Below are 15,896 nucleotides of genomic sequence, written 5' to 3' on the forward strand. Positions count from 1 at the left end.
TGCCCGGTCCGCCGGGCGCACGCTGGTCCTATGAGTGCGCGGGACGGCCCCACGCTCATCAACTCCGTACAGCGGGCCTTCCGTCTGCTGGAGGCGGTGAGCGAGCACGAGAACGGCGCGCCGGCGAAACAGCTGGCGCGGGAGGCCGGGCTGCCCCTGGCCACCGCCTACCACCTGCTGCGAACCCTCGTCCACGACGGCTACCTGCAAAAACTCGAGGACGGCGGGTTCATCCTCGGTGACCGACTGCGGACACTGCACACCGCGGGCCGCGGCCAGGCGCTGCTCAGCCGGGTCCGTCCGACGCTCGCCGCGCTGCGGGACGAGCTGACGACCGCCGCCTACCTCACGTTCTACGAGGAGGGCGAGATCCGGGTCGCCGAGATCGTGGACGGTCCCCGGACGCCCCGTGTGGACCTGTGGGTCGGTTTCGAGGACGCGGGGCACGCCACCGCCCTCGGCAAGTCCGTCCTGCGGGAGATGGACGACGACGCCCGACGGGACTACCTCTCGCGCCACCAGCTCGCCGACCTCACCCCGAGGACCATCACCAGCGCTCCGGAACTGATCCGGCGACTGGACGAGTCGCCCGTGGCCCCGGCCGTCACCGACCTGGAGGAGTACGCCCTCGGCACGGTCTGCGTCGCCGTCCCCGTCTACAGCGGCGACGTCATCGGCTCGCTCGGCGTCTCCCTGCCCGCCGACCGGCTGTCCCGGATCGAGCAGGTCCGCGACCGGCTGATCCCCACCGCTAACCGCGTGACCAGGACTCTTTCGCTGCGCGCCTGATCGTTCATTATCTGAAAAGCTGCGCCTTGTGAGTGACGGCAGCCCTCCCTTTTCCTAGAGGAAACGGACATGTGCGATGTGCCGCGCGGCACGGTGAGGACTGCATACCCAGCATGAGTCAGGCCCGGAAGCATGGTGGCGACCCCATCCCGACGCGGCTGTTCGGACACCGACCGGCAGGTCCCCTCCTGCCCGTCCTGATCGTCTTCGTCGTCGTGCTCGTCGATCTCGTCGGCGGAGCGGGAATGACGTGGCTGCCCCTGCTGGCGGCCGGTCCCGCGCTGGCCGCCACCACGAACGGTCCGCGCGGCGTGCTCTGCGTCGGACTCCTGGCCGCCGCGCTCGGTGCGACCCTCGGCGCCCGGGACGGCGCGCCCGGCCCGGAGCTGGCGGCCGTGCTGGCCGCCCTGCTGGCCGTCACGCTGGCGAGCGCCCTCGCCGGCGCGCTGCGCTCACGCCGGGAGCGGGTGCTCGCCGACGTCCGCTCCGTCGCGGAGGCCGCCCAGCACGCGCTGCTGAAGCCGGTCCCCGCCACGGTCGGCCCCTTCGAGGTCGCCGTCCGCTACAGCGCGGCCGCCGCGGAGGCGAGGATCGGCGGGGACCTCTACGCGCTGGTGCCCACTCCGTACGGCGTCCGGCTGATCGTCGGCGATGTGCGGGGCAAGGGGCTGCCCGCCGTGGGGACCGCCGCCCTCGTGGTCGGCGTCTTCCGCGAGGCCGCCTACGACGAGCCCGATCTCCTCGCCGTCGTCGACCGGATCGAGCGGAGCCTGGCCCGCAACCTCGGCGCCGACGACTTCGTCACCGCCGTCGTCGCCGGACACCCGCGGCCGGGGGAGCTGGAAGTGGTGAACTGCGGACACGCGCCGCCGCTGCTGGTGCGTTCGTCCGAGGACGTCGTGGCCGTGGAGAGCCCCCACCCGGCCCCGCCCCTCGGTCTGCGCGCCCTCACCGACCAGCGGCCCGACCTCCAGGTGCTGCCGTTCGCCGACGGGGACCAACTGCTGCTCTACACGGACGGCGTCATCGAGGCCCGCGACCGCCACCGGAAGTTCTACCCGCTCGCCGAAGGACTGTCCCGCCACCTCTGCGACGAGCCGGCGCGCACGCTCGACTCGATCCACGAGGAACTGCTGACGCATGTCGGCGGACGACTGCACGACGACGCGGCGCTGCTGCTGATCCGCAAGCCGACGGCAGGCGCGGCCGAAGCCGGCGTCCCCCAACCGGCCCTGGAAGGACTGGCGTTGGGAGAGCGGGCGGTGTGACCACGGTGACCCGGGCGACCACTGTGATCGTTCTGCCCGGTGTTGCAGACTGTGCTCATGACACGCATGAGGAAGATCGCGGCCGCCCTGCTGGCCGCATCGGGCGCACTGCTCGCGCTACCCCCCACCGCCTCTGCCGGCCCCGCCGATCCCACCGTCTCCGCCCTCGGTCCCACCCGCGCCGCGGACGGCGCCGTCTCCCGCAAGACCTTCGTCCGCGAGGACTTCGACCGACTGCCGCTCGGTCCCGTCACCGCAGGCCACGGCTGGACCACCGACGCCAAGGACGGCTCCCTGACCGTCGAGCCCAGCCGCACCGGCCACGGCCGCGAGCTGCGGCTGCACACGGAGGGCAACGGTCGCGCCTTCCTCGTCCTGTCCGACCTCGCACCCGCCGGGAACAGCTTCTGGGCCCGGCTGCGGCTGCGCGTCGACGGGTTCCCGACCGCCCCGGACTGGGCGCACTGGACCGTCGCCGAGGCGTCCGGCTCCGACGCGCCCACGCTGGTACGCCCGTTGGGCGGCCAGTACGTTCCCACCTCGCAGGCGAACTTCTGGGGTGTCGGCTCCGACCTCGGCCCCACCGGGGACTGGACCGCGTGGCGCACCTCGGCCCCCGCCACGGCCGGGACCTGGAGCTGCGTGGAGTTCCACCTCGACGCCACCGACAACCGCGTCACCGTGTACCAGGACGGCGTGGAGCGCTCCGATCTGACCGTCTCCACCGAGGAGCACGGCGGCAGCGCGGACGACTTCGTCTTCCCGCGCTTCGACACGCTCAAGCTGGGCTGGCAGCTGTACCAGGCCGGCCCGACGCCGTCGTCGTACGACGTCCGCATGGACGACGTGGCGCTCAGCACCCGGCGCGTCGGCGGGTGTGCCTCATGACGGGCGGCGTGTCGCAGGGAGCGCTGACGGACCGGGACGCCGGCGGGCCCACGCCCGCCGCCACCACGCCCGGCGGCCCGGGCGCCGCCTGACGACACGCGTCGGCGGGGCGTCGGTGCGACGCCCCGCCGATGTCCTGACCCTGCCCCCGGGGGCAGGGTCAGGACAGGAAGCTCCCGTAGGGGCCGTTGAGGATCTGGTTCTTCTGGCTCTGACTGAAGTGGGTGTTGGGGTAGTCGTAGAAGGACGCGGACATCGGTGTGCCGTCGGTCGAGGACGAGTCGGGCAGGCCGAACGCGTGCCCGAGCTCGTGCACCATCCCGCCGTACCAGCGGTTCATCGACTGTCCGCTGGTGCCGGCCGCGCCGTCGGCGTCGTGCCCGCTCAGGACGACCCAGCCGGGGCTCGCGCCCCCGCCCGCGCCTTCTCCCTCGGCGCTGATCTCGCCCACGTTGAGCCAACGGCTGTCGGGGTTGTTCAGGCCGAACTTCCTGGCGAGTTCGTTCTGCATGTTCGTGACGGCCCACCAGTAGCGGTCACCGCCGTTGGGAGTGTTCTCGTACCAGCTCCGGGGCTGGTCGCCGTTCACGACCTCCACCACGGTGGTGTTCAGCTTGAAGGTCTTGCCGAGCTCCTGCTGGTAGTAGCGCTGTGCCTCGCGCATCACGTTGGCGATGCCGTCGGGGTACCGCTGGTCGAACGGAACGTCGGACGGCTTGAGCCAGTACACCCGGACGGTCTTCGTCGGCGGCGGCGTCGAGCCGCCGCCGCTGCCGGTGAAGCCGGGCAGCCGCCAGGTCCGGGCCGCCGTGCCGGTGCAGGGCAGCTGGACGAGACCGGTGTTCGAGGCCGAGGAGTCGCCCGCGGGGGTGACGCACTTGCCGGAGGACACCGACTGCAGGCCGAAGACGCCGGTCGTGCCACTGACCGTCACCGGCACGAGACGGAACTTCTGGCCGGCGCCCGTGCCGCAGGCCCGCTGGACGATCGTGGCGTTGTCGGCGCCGGACGCTCCGTTGACGTCCACGCACCGCCCGCCGGCCGAGGTGCCGACGGTGTACTGGTCGGTGGTCCCGCCGACCGGGGTGAAGGTGAAGTTCTGGTTGGGCTCGCCGTGGCAGGTCCACTGGATGAGCTGGAGGCCGTCGGCGGTGGAACCGCCCGGCACGTCCAGGCAGTTGCCGCCGCTGCGGTTGACCGCGGTGGAGGTGAACGCCGTCGCGGCGTGGGCCTGCGGTGCGATCGCGACGGCGCCCATGACCGCACCGAACATCACCGTGAGCAGGATCGCCCACAGGGGCAGGAACCTCGATCGTGTCATCCGACTACTCCCCCGAGGGGGCGGGCAGGGTGACGCCGAGTGCCACCGGGGTGCCGAAGTTCGGCGTGCCGTCGGCGTTCCAGGTGAACTTCTGGGCCCTGGTGCTCCGGTTCATGTCGCAGCCTCCGCTCGTCGAGTTGTTGGCGTGGTAGACGATCCAGTCCTCGGTGCCGTCCGGCGACTTGAAGAAGCCGTTGTGCCCGGGGGCGTACACACCGTTGGCGTTGGACCGCTGGAAGACCGGGTTCGGCGACTTGACCCACGAGGAGGAGTTGAGCGGGTCGCCGCCGTTGTAGGTGAGCATGCCCAGCTTGTAGTCGGGCGTGGAGCAGTGACTGGCCGAGTAGACGATGAACGTCTTCCCGTCGCGCTGGAGGACCTCGGCGCCCTCGTTGACCGCGCCGCCCACCGTCTCCCAGCTGTAGGTCGGTGTCGACAGCACCCGACGGGTGCCGCTCGCCGTCCAGGGGTTGGACAGTGGCCGGATGAACATCGGCTGCGAGCCGTTGTAGAAGGTGCCCAGCAGGTACAGCTGCCCGTTGAGCTGGAGGATGCCCGGGTCGAGCTCCCAGGTGTTGTCCTGGGTCGGGTCGAGCAGGTCGGCCTTGAAACTGTACGGGCCCATCGGGTCCAGGCCGGCGCTCTCCAGCACGTGGATCCGCTGGGTACCCAGGTCGTAGGGCTCCCGCCCGGCGGTGTAGTAGAAGTACCACCGCTTGCCGTTCGGGCCGTCGAGCAGATGGAACTCGGGCGCCCACATGGTGCCGGCGCCGTTGGGCCGGGTGAGGTTGAAGATCACCTGGTCGGAGGCGGAGGCGAGGCCGGCGAGAGTGCTCGCCTTGCGCATGGTGACCGTCGAGTTCCAGGTCGTGGTGGCGAGGTAGTAGTAACCGTTGTAGTACGTCAGCCAGGGGTCGGGCCCGTGCTGGGACAGCGGGTTGGTGAAGGTCCTCGTCCCCGTGCCGCCGCCGGTGAAGGCGGGCAGCCGCCACACCCGGCCGCCCGCCGTGGCGCAGGGCAGCTGCACCAGGTTGGTGTTCGAGGCGGACGAACCGCCGCTCGGCGCCACGCACTTGCCCGAGCTCACGGAGACCAGGTTGAAGGTCTTGTCGGTGCCGCTCACCGCCACCGGCACGAGCCGCCACTGCTGGTTGGTCCCGCCATGACAGGGCCACTGGATGATCGCCGCGTTGTCCGCGGTGGACGCCCCGTAGACGTCGACGCACTGTCCGGACTGCCCGGTGATCGTGTAGGTGTCGGTGGTGCCGGAGAGCAGGGTGTACGCGAAGTTCTGGTTGGCGCCGGCGGAGCACGCGAAGGCACGCAACTGCGCTCCCGCCGTCGTCGAACCGCCGGGCAGGTCGAGGCAGTTGCCGCCGTTCTGGTTGACCCCCGTCGAGGTGAACGCGACGGCGGCGGAGGCGGTGGGCGGCGCCACCAGGAAGGCGACCGCCGTGAGGAGTGCCGCGACGAGCGCGGACAGGCATCTGGAACGGGTCACGGTCCGTACACCTTTGCTTCGAGGAGGCCGACGGAGTCGGAGCCGTTGCCGGTGAGCAGCACCCGCAGCCGGGTGGTGTTCACGGCGGTGAAGGAGACGGTGTCGTACTGGTTCTTGGCCAGCGGGTAGCCGCTCGCGCCGGGCACGTCGGCGTAGGCGCTGCCGTTCCAGTACTGGAGCTTCCAGGAGGCCGGCATGTCGATGCCCTCGTCGTCGTCGAAGAAGTACACGTCGGCCTTGTTGACGGTCTTCGCGGACGGCCAGGTCAGTTCGGCCCACTGCTGTCCGGTCTCCGGCCAGGTGCCCCAGCGGGGGTTGACCGTGTCGTTGGACGACGGCGGGTCGACCCCGTCGTTGACCGCGGCGACGCTCTCCCAGGGGGAGGTGTAGGACGCCGTCGGCGTCGCGGACGTGGCCAGGTTGGCCGGTGGCTGAGGCGGCTGGACCCCGCCCCGGTTGTACGCCTTGACCTCGGTGAGACCGGTCTTGGCGCCGGGGGCGTTGGTGGCCAGGATCCGCACGCGCTGGGCGGTGACCGCGGGGAACCGCACCAGGTTGTAGTTGGCCCGTGGCGCCGAAGGGCTCTTGGTCTGGCCCGGCACGTCCACCCACGAACTGCCGTTGTGGTACTGGACGGCGTAGGCGGACGGCGCCCGGTAGGTCGCCGAGGCCGGGCGGCTGTCCTTGAAGTACAGGCGCATCTCGTTCAGCGTGCGCGCCGTGCCGAAGTTCAGTTCGTACCAGTCCTGGCTGTTGGGAGACCCGCCGGCGCCCCAGAAGGGCTCGTTGGTGGGATAGCCGTCCACCGCGCCGGAGGTGTTGCCGCCGGAGCCGGTGTAGGAGGCGGTGGTCGTCGCCCCGGCCGCGAGGTTGGTCAGGCCGGGCTCGGCGGTGAGGTCGACGCCGGCCTTGGCGAGCATGTCCACCATCCGGGGGCTGTTCTGCACGACCTGCTGGGGGGCCTGCAGCCCGGACACGGCCACGTGGTGGGTGACCGTGCCGCTCGTGGTGACGTCACCGGTGGCGGGGTCCCAGGTGAAGGGCACGAGTGAGTTGACCGTGGCGGCCCGGGTGCCGTTGACGTAGATCGAGTAACCCTCCGGGACGCCGGGGTAGCGCACCACCCCGTCGGCCGGGTCGTCCCAGACGATGGACAGGTCGGCGTTGCGGTAGCGGAGGTTGTTGACGGTGAAGTGGCTCCAGCCGATGTTGATGGGGGAGACCTCCACCTTGGCGTCGTTGCGCGGCCGCAGCCCGGCGACGTCCTCGATGACCGTCCAGTTGCTGCTGCCCAGGATGTTGTGGTGGATCCACGAGCGGTAGTCGATGCCGCTGCCGTTCCAGTCGGCCCAGAACTCGTTGGCGTCGGGCCACTGGGTGTTGCCGCCGACGTACTGAGCCCAGGTGTTCCAGTAGAGCAGCTTCTTGTAGTCCGTGGCGTTCATCCACGAGTTGGGGTAGTTGCGCAGCACGGAGGAGTACAGCCGGAACTGCACGGTGGAGTTGATGGTGGAGAAGTTGTTGGAGCCGGGGTTGCCGGCGTCGGCAGCCGCCCTCTTGTCGACCTGGTTGGCCGTGTAGAAGGGGAAGACCGGGTACTGGGCGGGGTCGTCGTAGAGGCGCAGGGCCTGCTTGTACGTCGCCGTGTTGGGAACGGCGCCGACCGAGAACGGGTAGTAGTTGTTGATCTCCTTCCAGGGGACCCACTCGTTGGTCGACTTCAACCGGTGCTCGAACAGCTGCCGGTTCGGGTTCCACAGGACGTTGACGATGGCGTCCTTGATCTGTGTCGCGAGGGTGCGCATCTCGGCGGCCTTGGCGGTGTTGCCGGTCGCCTCGTAGGCCTGGGCGGCGGCGAGCGCGCCGCTGTACTGGTAGGCGGACTCGGCGCGGTCCATGGTGCCCGGCTTCCAGTGGAAGGAGACTGCGTCGGCGTCGTTGCCGGTCAGCGCGCCCCAGTCGTACTCGATCAGCTTGTTGTTGTCGTGGTCGTAGTAGGCGAGCTGGCCCTTGACGTCGCCTTCGGCGTACTTGGCCAGGTTGCCGGCGATGGCCGGCTGTCCGCCGTGGATCTGGTAGCTCTTCCAGGCGGCCTCGGCGATGTACTGCGTGTAGCTGTTGGACCAGTTCTCCGGGTCGCCGGGGTTGTCGAGGAACCGGCCCCCCTTGGAGGTCTGCCCGACGCTGAGCCAGTCCCCGTAGGCGTAGGACGGGTCGCGCAGGTACTTGAGGTCGTCGATGTGCATGGGCTGGGTGAGCGCGATCGCGTTGTTGTACCCGAGGACGCCTTCGGTCGACGTCGGGAACTGGAAGGTCTGCCCGGGGATGTCGGCGTCGAGGTTGTTGAAGCGCATCAGCCACCAGCGGTAGTAGACGTTCTTCTTGATCGCGGGCTCGGGCACGTCGATGTAGGGCACGTTCTTCGCCCACCACAGGTTGTACGCCTTGACGTGGGTGGCGAACGCGGTGGCGTCGCTGTAGCCCGCGTAGGCGTTGTACTCGGTGAGCGAGTCGGGGATCTCGTCGGTGACGAAGCCCATCACGACCTTCGTGGTCACCGTGGCGCCGGCGCCGACGGTGACGGAGCGGTTCAGGCCGCCGCCGGAGGCGTTGAATCCGTCGCCGGTGAGCCGCGGCCGGATGGTGGTGAGGTTGTTGTAGGCGTTGACCTGGCCGGTCAGTTCGCTGCCGCTGCCTGCGGTGGCGTACGGCGACGTCGCCCGCAACTGCAAGGTGGTGGAGCTGCTGCCGTTGTTCCTGATCGACAGGTTGGTGACGGCGACGTTGTTCTCGGTGATGAACTTGGTCTGGGTGACCGCGATCGAGCCGCTGGTGTGGACGCTCTTCCAGTGGCTCGGAACCTGCCGGCGCTGGGAGACCTGTTCGGTGAAGGTGCCCGGGGTGATCGCGACGGTGTAGGCGTTGTTGTCGTTGACGCTCTCCCAGTAGGCGACATGGCCGCCGAACCCGAGGACCGCCGGGTCGTGGGTCTTCATGAAGAGCGCACGCCCCCGGCTCATCAGCCAGGGTCCGGCCGGGTCGTCACCGGAGCGGGCGAGCAGCCGGTCCATCCAGAAATCGGTGCCGGAACTCTCGGCGTCGTAGATGCCGCGCATCATGTCGCCGGGGGTGTAGGCGACGGGCGGTGCCGGGATCGCCGGCCCGCTGAAGACGGGGAACCCGATGGTCTGCGCGGCGGAGGCCGGGCTGACGGAACAGACGGAACACAGGATGAGCACGAGGGCGACGAGGAGGCGCTTCATGGGCTCCCTCTCCGGTTGGCGGTGTCGGGGATGTCATGCGCCTGACATACGTGCGAGGAAACTCACCTAAAAGGTTTTCGCAACGTAGGAGCGACCTGATGCCGTGTCAAGGGAAAGCGCTTGAGCACGAGTTCACCGGCCGCCCCGGGCCCCGGGGAGCGCGGCTCAGGACAGCGGCGCCGTCGACTCCCGGATGACCACCCGGCCGCGCACCGTCTCGATCCCCGAGCGCCGCGCCCCGCCGATCGCGAGGAACAGGGCGTGCGCGGCCGCCCGCCCCACCTGTTCCAGGTTCATGTCGACGCTGGTCAGCGGCGGCCGCGAAGAGGCGGTCAGGACCTGCCAGTTGTCGAAGCCCATCACCGCCACGTCCTCCGGCACCCGGTGGCCGCGCTCCCGCAGGACGTCCATGACGCCGCGGGCTATCTGGTCGCTGCCGCACAGTACGGCGTCGAGATCCGGATGCCGGTCCAGCAGCAGCGCGGTGGCCGCCCGTCCCCAGCCCTCCGACCAGGCGCCGAACCGCGGTTCGCCGACCGGCGCGAGACCGGCGTCGGCCAGCGCGGCCCCGGCGCCCTCGGCCCGCTCCCGCGCCGCGACGTACCCGGGGTCGCCGGTGATGTGCGCGATCCGGGTGCGCCCACAGGCCAGCAGGTGTTCCACCGCGATCCGGCCGGCGTCGACGCTGTCCGGGACGATGGACAGATCCGCCGGATCGTCCGACGGCGCGTAGGCGTAGACCACGGGGACGGGCAGCTCGCGCCCCAGGGACGGGCGCGGGTCGGTCCGGCTGCCCACCACGATGAGGCCGTCGACGCGGCGCCCCAGGAGCGCCCGGACATGGTGCTGTTCGCGGATCGCGTCGCCACGCGCGTCGCACAGGAACACGGCGACCTCGCCCGCCCCGAAGGCGTCCTCCGCGCCCATCAGGATCGGGATGCTGAAACGGCCCTCGAGGTCGCTGGTGAGCAGTCCCACGGTGCCCGACCGTCCCACGAGCAGCCCGCGGGCCAGCTGGTTCGGCCGGAAGGCCAGCCGCTCGGCGGCCTCGATCACCCGCTGCCGGGTCTCGGCGCGCACCTGGCTGCGGCCGTTGAGCGCCTTGGACGCGGTGGCGATGGACACGCCGGCCAGCCGGGCGACGTCGCTGAGGGTGGCGGGGTGCGAACGAGAGGTGCCGGGGGCCGGTGTCATGGGGATCTCCTGTCGCGCGGCGCGTGAGTAAACCGTACGCGAGTTGTTTCGGCCGGGGTCCGGCCTGGACGATTTCAAGGGTTTCGGCGGAGCCCGTAATACCGCTTGCTGCAAGGGGATTGACGAGCTGTCAGCCGGGTCCTAGCTTTCAGAAAGCCTTTTCGGTTCCTTTCCGTTCGAAGAGCCCACACTAGGGGGATCGTCATGGGGAGCACGACCGGACCACGTGGACCCGTCCGCAGACTCGCCGTCGGCGCCGCCGCGTTCCTCGCCGCCGCGAGCCTGATCACGGCCTGCGGATCGGGGGACGGCGACTCCGCCGGCGGATCCGGCCGGACGGCCGACGCCAAGGGCGTCGACGACGGCGCCACGCTGACCATGTGGACGCGGGCCGCCACCCGGCCGCAGAGCGAGGCCCTGGTCAAGGCGTACAACGCCAGTCACAAGAACAAGATCGAGCTGACCGTCGTCCCCACCGACGACTACCAGGCCAAGGTGGGGGCGGCGGCCGGCTCCCACGACCTCCCCGACCTCTTCGCCTCCGACGTGGTGTTCGTGCCGAACTACACCACCAGCAAGCTCTTCGCCGACCTCACCGAGCGCATCGACGCCCTGCCGTTCGCCGCGAGCCTGGCGCAGTCGCACATCAAGGCCGGCACGTACGAGGGCAGGAAGTACGTCGTCCCGCACACGCTCGACCTGTCGGTGCTCTTCTACAACAAGGACCTCTACCGGAAGGCCGCGCTCGACCCCGAGAAGCCGCCCGCCACCCTCGCCGACTGGGACCGGCAGGCCCGGGCCGTGGACGCGCTGGGCGGCGGAGTCGACGGCACCTTCTTCGGCGGCAACTGCGGCGGCTGCGGCGTCTTCACCTGGTGGCCCTCCATCTGGGCCGGGGGGGAGGAGGTGCTGAACAAGGAGGGCACCGGGGCGAACCTCGACTCCGCCACCGCGAAGAAGGTCTACGACACCTACCGCGGATGGGTGAAGGACGACATCGTGGCCCCCGGCGCGCGCGACGAGACCGGCGCCACCTGGACCGGCGTCTTCCCCAAGGGCAAGGTCGGGGTCATGCCCATGCCGTCGACCACGCTGGGCCTGATGCCCAAGAACCTCGACCTCGGCGTCGCCCCCATCCCCGGGCCCGACGGCGGCAGGTCCACCTTCGTCGGCGGCGACGCCGTGGGCGTCTCGGCCACCAGCAGGAAGGTCGACCAGGCCTGGAACTTCCTCGCCTGGTCACTGGGCGACGAGGCCCAGGTGAACGTGGTCGCCGCGCACAAGGACGTCGTGGCCCGCACCGACCTCGCCGCCAACAAGTACTCCGCCGCCGACCCCCGTCTGGTCGCCATCAACCAGCTGGTCGCGGACGGCCGCACCCCTTACGCCCTGAAGTTCGGACAGACCTTCAACGACCCCAACGGGCCCTGGCTGTCCATGATGCGCGACGCGGTCTTCGGTGACGGGGCGTCGCTCGAGAAGGACAACAAGGCCGTCACCGCCTCCCTGGCCGACTGACCCGCACGACTCGGCACGACTCGGCACGACGCGGGCGCACGGCACAGCACGGCACGGCACGGACGAACGACGCGGGCGCACGGCACCGATACGCGGCCGGACGTCGTGCTCCCGCACGACCCCTCCCACCGCACACGGCAGAGGAGAGCCATGCACGTCAAGGCGCCCGACCGGGCGACCGCCGAGCACCCGCCCCCGACGCGGCCCGCCGACCGCAGCCCCCGCAACGCCGCCCCGCGCCGGCACTCCCGAAGGATCCAGGGCCTCGGGTACGCCGCCCCCACGGCCGTCTTCGTCACCGTCTTCTTCCTGCTGCCCCTGCTGCTCGTCGGGCAGATGTCCCTCGACGACTGGCCGCTGCTCGCGGGGGACCAGGGCGTCAACGCCCCCGAGAACTACACCGACGTCATGGACAGCCCGCTGTTCTGGCCCGCCGTGCGCTTCACCCTCCTCTACACGGCGGTCGTCACCGTCGTCCTCCTGGGCCTGGCCCTGCTGCTCGCCCTGCTCGTCCAGGAGTCCCGCCCCGGCGCCGGCTTCTTCCGCACGGTCTACTTCCTGCCGGGCGCCGTCGGCCTGGCCTCGGCCTCGCTGCTCTTCTGGGGCCTGTACAGCCCCACCACCGGACCGCTCAGCCGCATCCTCGAACACCTCGGCCTCGTCGACGACCCGGTGTCCTTCCTCGGCACCCCCACCTCCGCCCTGCTGTCGACGGTCTTCCTCGTCGTCTGGAAGTTCGCCGGCTTCTACATGCTGATCCTCCTCGTCGGCCTCCAGCGCATCCCGCACGAGGTGTACGAGGCCGCCCGGATGGACGGCGCGAGCCGCGGCCAGATCTTCCGCTCCATCACCCTGCCGCTGCTGCGTCCGTCGCTCGCCCTGTCCCTGCTGCTCTGCGTCACCGGCTCACTGCTGGCCTTCGACCAGTTCTTCGTCCTCACCAAGGGCGGACCCGACAACAGCACCGTCACCGTCGTACAGCTCATCTACCGGGAGGCGTTCCAGCGGCTGAACCTCGGCACCGCGGCCGCCCTGTCCATCCTCGTGCTGGGCGCGCTGCTCCTGCTGAACGCCCTGCAGTTCCGCGGTCTGCGCCGCTCCGACGAGTCATGACCCCCGCCTCCTGGAGAAGGGACACCCCGGTGCTCACCCGAGCCCTCGGCCGGACGCCCCACTACGTCGTCGCCGCAGGACTGGCCGTCATCTTCCTCTTCCCGCTGGTGTGGAACGCCTGGGCGTCGGTCAGCGCCCAGCCCGGCACCGCGCAGGAGTCCGGCTACGGCCTCGGCAACTACCGCACGCTGCTCGACTACGACGCCGGGCTGTGGCGCTACCTCGGCAACAGCGCCCTCGTCTCCGTGCTCACCGTCGCCCTGACCCTCGGGGTCTCGCTGCTCGGCGGCTACGCCTTCGCACGCTTCGAGTTCCCGGGCAAGAACCTGCTGTTCCTGCTGACGCTGGCCATCCTCATGGTCCCGTACGCCACCCTGCTCATCCCGCTCTACGTGCTGCTCGGCAGGCTCCATCTGCAGAACTCGCTGCTCGGGCTGAGCCTGGTGCTCGCGATGTTCCAACTGCCGTTCGCCACCTTCATGATGCGGATCTCCTTCGAGGCGGTGCCGCGCGAACTCGAGGAGTCCGCCCTCGTCGACGGCTGCGGCACCGCGGGCGCACTGCGCCGGGTCATGCTTCCCGCGGTGCGGCCGGGACTGATCACCGTGGGTCTCTTCGCCTTCCTCGCGGCCTGGAACGACTTCATCGCACCGCTGATCCTCATCTCCGACAGCCAGAAGGCTCCGCTGCCGCTCGCCGTCGCCAACCTGCGCCAGCAGAGCATGGGCGCCGTCGACTACGGCGCCACCGAGGCCGGCGTGGTGGTCCTCGCCGTGCCCTGCCTCCTCCTCTTCCTGCTGCTCCAACGGCACTACGTACGGGGCTTCATGTCGGGCGCGCTCAAGGGCTGAGGCGCCCGCCCGACCGGCCGTACCGCCGCGGAGGCCGGACCGACCGGGAACCGACGACCACCTGAACACCCTTGACGGGCAACCGAGAGGACGAACCGAAGGCATGAACTGGTGAGGGAGAACACGACGCGGTCGGCCGTCCTGCCGGTGGCGCCGAGCCGGGGACGGCTGAGGCCGCTGGGGCTCGACGAGGTCAGGATCACCGGGGGCTTCTGGGCCCGGCGCCGACAGGTCAACGCGACCGCGACACTCGACCACTGCCGCGACTGGATGGAACGCGTCGGCTGGACCGGCAACTTCCGCGCCGCCGTGGAAGGCCGGATCCACCGGGACCGGCGCGGCCGCGAGTTCGCCGACTCCGACGTCTACAAACTGATCGAGGCCATGGCCTGGGAGGCCGGCCACGGCTCCGGCGCCGCCCTCGACGCGCAGATCGCCGCATTCACCGACACCATCGCGCCCGCCCAGGAACCGGACGGCTACCTCAACACCGCCTTCGGCCGCCCCGGTCAACAGCCCCGGTACAGCGACCTCGAGTGGGGCCACGAGCTGTACTGCTACGGGCATCTGATCCAGGCGGGCGTGGCCCAGACGCGGGCCCGCGGCGAGGGCGAGCTGGCGAAGATCGCCCGGCGCGCCGCCGACCACGTGTGCGCGGCCTTCGGTCCCGGCGGCATCGAACGCGTCTGCGGACACCCGGAGATCGAGACGGCCCTGGTGGAACTGGCCCGGGCGACCGGTGAGCAGCGCTACCTCGACCAGGCCGCGCTCTTCGTCGACCGTCGCGGCCGACACACCCTCGCCGAGCCCGAGTTCGGCCGCGCCTACTACCAGGACGACGTGCCCGTCCGGGAGGCCACCGTGCTGCGCGGCCACGCCGTACGCGCCCTCTACCTCGCGGCCGGCGCCGTCGACGTGGCGGTGGAGACCGGGGACGACGCCCTGCTCGCCGCGGTCGTCCGGCAGTGGGAGGCCGCGGTCGCCCGGCGCACCTACCTGACCGGCGGCATGGGCTCCCACCACCGGGACGAGTCCTTCGGCGACGACTTCGTGCTGCCCCCCGACCGCGCCTACTCGGAGACCTGCGCGGGCGTCGCCTCCGTGATGCTCAACTGGCGGCTGCTGCTGGCGACCGGCGAACCGCGCTACGCCGACCTCGCCGAGCGGACCCTGTTCAACGTGGTGGCGACCTCCCCGTCCGAGGACGGCAGGACCTTCTTCTACGCCAACACCCTGCACCGACGCCGCCGGGGCACGACGCCCGCCGCCGACGCGCAGAGCCCGCGCGCCGAATCGGGCCTGCGCGCCCCCTGGTTCGCGGTGTCCTGCTGTCCGACCAACGTGGCGCGGACGCTGGCCCTGCTGCCGGCCTACCTGGCGACGGCCGACGACGACGGGGTGCAACTGCACCAGTACGCCGACGCCGAGCTCGCCACCTCCCTCGCCGGCGGCCGGGACGTCGCCCTGCGCGTGCGCACCGACTACCCGTCCGGCGGCAGCGTGACCGTACGGATCGACCGGTCGCCGGAGCGCCCCTGGACCCTGTCGCTTCGCGTGCCCGCATGGGCCACGGGCACCGACGCCCGACTGGTCGACCCGGACGGGATGCGCCGTGCCGTCACGCCGGGCACGGCCGCCGTCACCCGGCGCTTCCGGCCCGGCGACGAGATACGACTGGAGCTGCCCGTGGCCCCGCGCTGGATCACACCCGACCCCCGCATCGACGCGGTACGCGGCACCGCCGCCGTCCAGCGCGGGCCGCTCGTCTACTGCGCCGAGTCCGTCGACCTCCCGCCGGGCCACGAGGTCGACGCGGTCCGGGTGAACCCCGCCGTCCCGCCGCAGGACGGGCCGGACGGCACCGTCGTGGCGTCCGGCGCGCTGGTCACGGTCCCGGACGCACCACCAGCGGCGGAGTCCGACAGTCCCGGTCGGTCGGCCGATTCCGCCGCAGCCGCAGGCACGGCCGCAGCCGCAGGCACGGACGCCGACGGCGACGGGCAGGCCGGGCCGGACGCCGACACGCGGTGGCCGTACGCGCCGCTCGACGAGGCCGCCGTGCCGGCCGGCGAGCGTGCCGACATCGTCCTCGTGCCCTACCACTCCTGGGCGAACCGCGGCCCCTCGACGATGCGGGTCTGGCTGCCGACGACGCGACCGCCGACCGAACCCCCCGGGAGGTAGACGTGC

At 71.0% G+C, this 15,896-nt stretch carries 11 protein-coding genes; 7 read left to right on the forward strand and 4 right to left on the reverse strand.

Translation table 11 applies throughout. The features are described 5' to 3' along the window. The first annotated feature begins 30 nt into the window (after positions 1–30). From QF032_RS36805 to QF032_RS36815, 3 genes are all read left to right on the forward strand, one after another. Entirely contained in the window at positions 31–789 is a 759-nt protein-coding gene (locus tag QF032_RS36805) for an IclR family transcriptional regulator (protein WP_307048725.1), read from the forward strand. A 113-nt stretch (positions 790–902) separates the two neighbouring features. Next, a complete protein-coding gene (locus tag QF032_RS36810; protein ID WP_307048727.1) occupies positions 903–2,057 on the forward strand; it encodes a PP2C family protein-serine/threonine phosphatase in 1,155 nt (384 codons plus the stop codon). A gap of 57 nt (positions 2,058–2,114) precedes the next feature. Then, complete coding sequence (locus tag QF032_RS36815) at positions 2,115–2,945, forward strand: hypothetical protein (RefSeq protein WP_307048729.1); 831 nt, start codon at positions 2,115–2,117, stop codon at positions 2,943–2,945. A gap of 160 nt (positions 2,946–3,105) precedes the next feature. Here the strand turns inward: QF032_RS36815 and QF032_RS36820 are convergent, their stop codons facing one another. The 4 genes from QF032_RS36820 to QF032_RS36835 form a co-directional block, all read right to left on the reverse strand. After that, entirely contained in the window at positions 3,106–4,266 is a 1,161-nt protein-coding gene (locus QF032_RS36820; RefSeq protein ID WP_307048731.1) for an RICIN domain-containing protein, read from the reverse strand. Positions 4,267–4,270: 4 nt separating this feature from the next. After that, complete coding sequence (locus tag QF032_RS36825) at positions 4,271–5,767, reverse strand: family 43 glycosylhydrolase (RefSeq protein WP_307048733.1); 1,497 nt, start codon at positions 5,765–5,767, stop codon at positions 4,271–4,273. Then, a complete protein-coding gene (locus tag QF032_RS36830; RefSeq protein WP_307059462.1) occupies positions 5,764–9,030 on the reverse strand; it encodes a discoidin domain-containing protein in 3,267 nt (1,088 codons plus the stop codon). Before QF032_RS36830 ends, QF032_RS36825 begins: the two co-directional genes overlap by 4 nt. Positions 9,031–9,195: 165 nt before the next feature. Then, a complete protein-coding gene (locus QF032_RS36835) occupies positions 9,196–10,224 on the reverse strand; it encodes a LacI family DNA-binding transcriptional regulator (protein WP_307048737.1) in 1,029 nt (342 codons plus the stop codon). Positions 10,225–10,428: 204 nt separating this feature from the next. Between QF032_RS36835 and QF032_RS36840 the strand changes: the two genes are divergently transcribed. From QF032_RS36840 to QF032_RS36855, 4 genes are all read left to right on the forward strand, one after another. After that, positions 10,429–11,742 (forward strand): ABC transporter substrate-binding protein, encoded by a 1,314-nt coding sequence (locus tag QF032_RS36840; RefSeq protein WP_307048739.1) that lies wholly within the window; start codon positions 10,429–10,431, stop codon positions 11,740–11,742. Between the two features lie 150 nt (positions 11,743–11,892). Further along, on the forward strand, positions 11,893–12,855 hold the full coding sequence (locus tag QF032_RS36845) for a carbohydrate ABC transporter permease (protein WP_307048741.1): 963 nt from the start codon (positions 11,893–11,895) through the stop codon (positions 12,853–12,855). Between the two features lie 29 nt (positions 12,856–12,884). Continuing rightward, positions 12,885–13,706 carry a carbohydrate ABC transporter permease gene (locus tag QF032_RS36850; RefSeq protein WP_306955808.1) on the forward strand — a complete coding sequence of 274 codons (822 nt, stop codon included), beginning with the start codon at positions 12,885–12,887 and terminating at the stop codon, positions 13,704–13,706. A 111-nt stretch (positions 13,707–13,817) separates the two neighbouring features. Beyond that, complete coding sequence (locus tag QF032_RS36855) at positions 13,818–15,890, forward strand: glycoside hydrolase family 127 protein (RefSeq protein WP_307059463.1); 2,073 nt, start codon at positions 13,818–13,820, stop codon at positions 15,888–15,890. Positions 15,891–15,896 lie beyond the last annotated feature (6 nt).

The sequence above is a fragment of the Streptomyces achromogenes genome, assembly GCF_030816715.1.
In the GTDB taxonomy this organism is placed as follows: domain Bacteria; phylum Actinomycetota; class Actinomycetes; order Streptomycetales; family Streptomycetaceae; genus Streptomyces; species Streptomyces achromogenes_A.

Excerpts from the sequence above, each read along its gene's own strand:
- QF032_RS36815 (WP_307048729.1), top strand. The coding sequence starts at position 2,115 with ATGACACGCATGAGGAAGATCGCGGCCGCCCTGCTGGCCGCATCGGGC.
- QF032_RS36810 (WP_307048727.1), top strand. The coding sequence starts at position 903 with ATGAGTCAGGCCCGGAAGCATGGTGGCGACCCCATCCCGACGCGGCTG.
- QF032_RS36820 (WP_307048731.1), bottom strand. The coding sequence starts at position 4,266 with ATGACACGATCGAGGTTCCTGCCCCTGTGGGCGATCCTGCTCACGGTG.
- QF032_RS36845 (WP_307048741.1), top strand. The coding sequence starts at position 11,893 with ATGCACGTCAAGGCGCCCGACCGGGCGACCGCCGAGCACCCGCCCCCG.
- QF032_RS36830 (WP_307059462.1), bottom strand. The coding sequence starts at position 9,030 with ATGAAGCGCCTCCTCGTCGCCCTCGTGCTCATCCTGTGTTCCGTCTGT.
- QF032_RS36805 (WP_307048725.1), top strand. The coding sequence starts at position 31 with ATGAGTGCGCGGGACGGCCCCACGCTCATCAACTCCGTACAGCGGGCC.
- QF032_RS36840 (WP_307048739.1), top strand. The coding sequence starts at position 10,429 with ATGGGGAGCACGACCGGACCACGTGGACCCGTCCGCAGACTCGCCGTC.
- QF032_RS36835 (WP_307048737.1), bottom strand. The coding sequence starts at position 10,224 with ATGACACCGGCCCCCGGCACCTCTCGTTCGCACCCCGCCACCCTCAGC.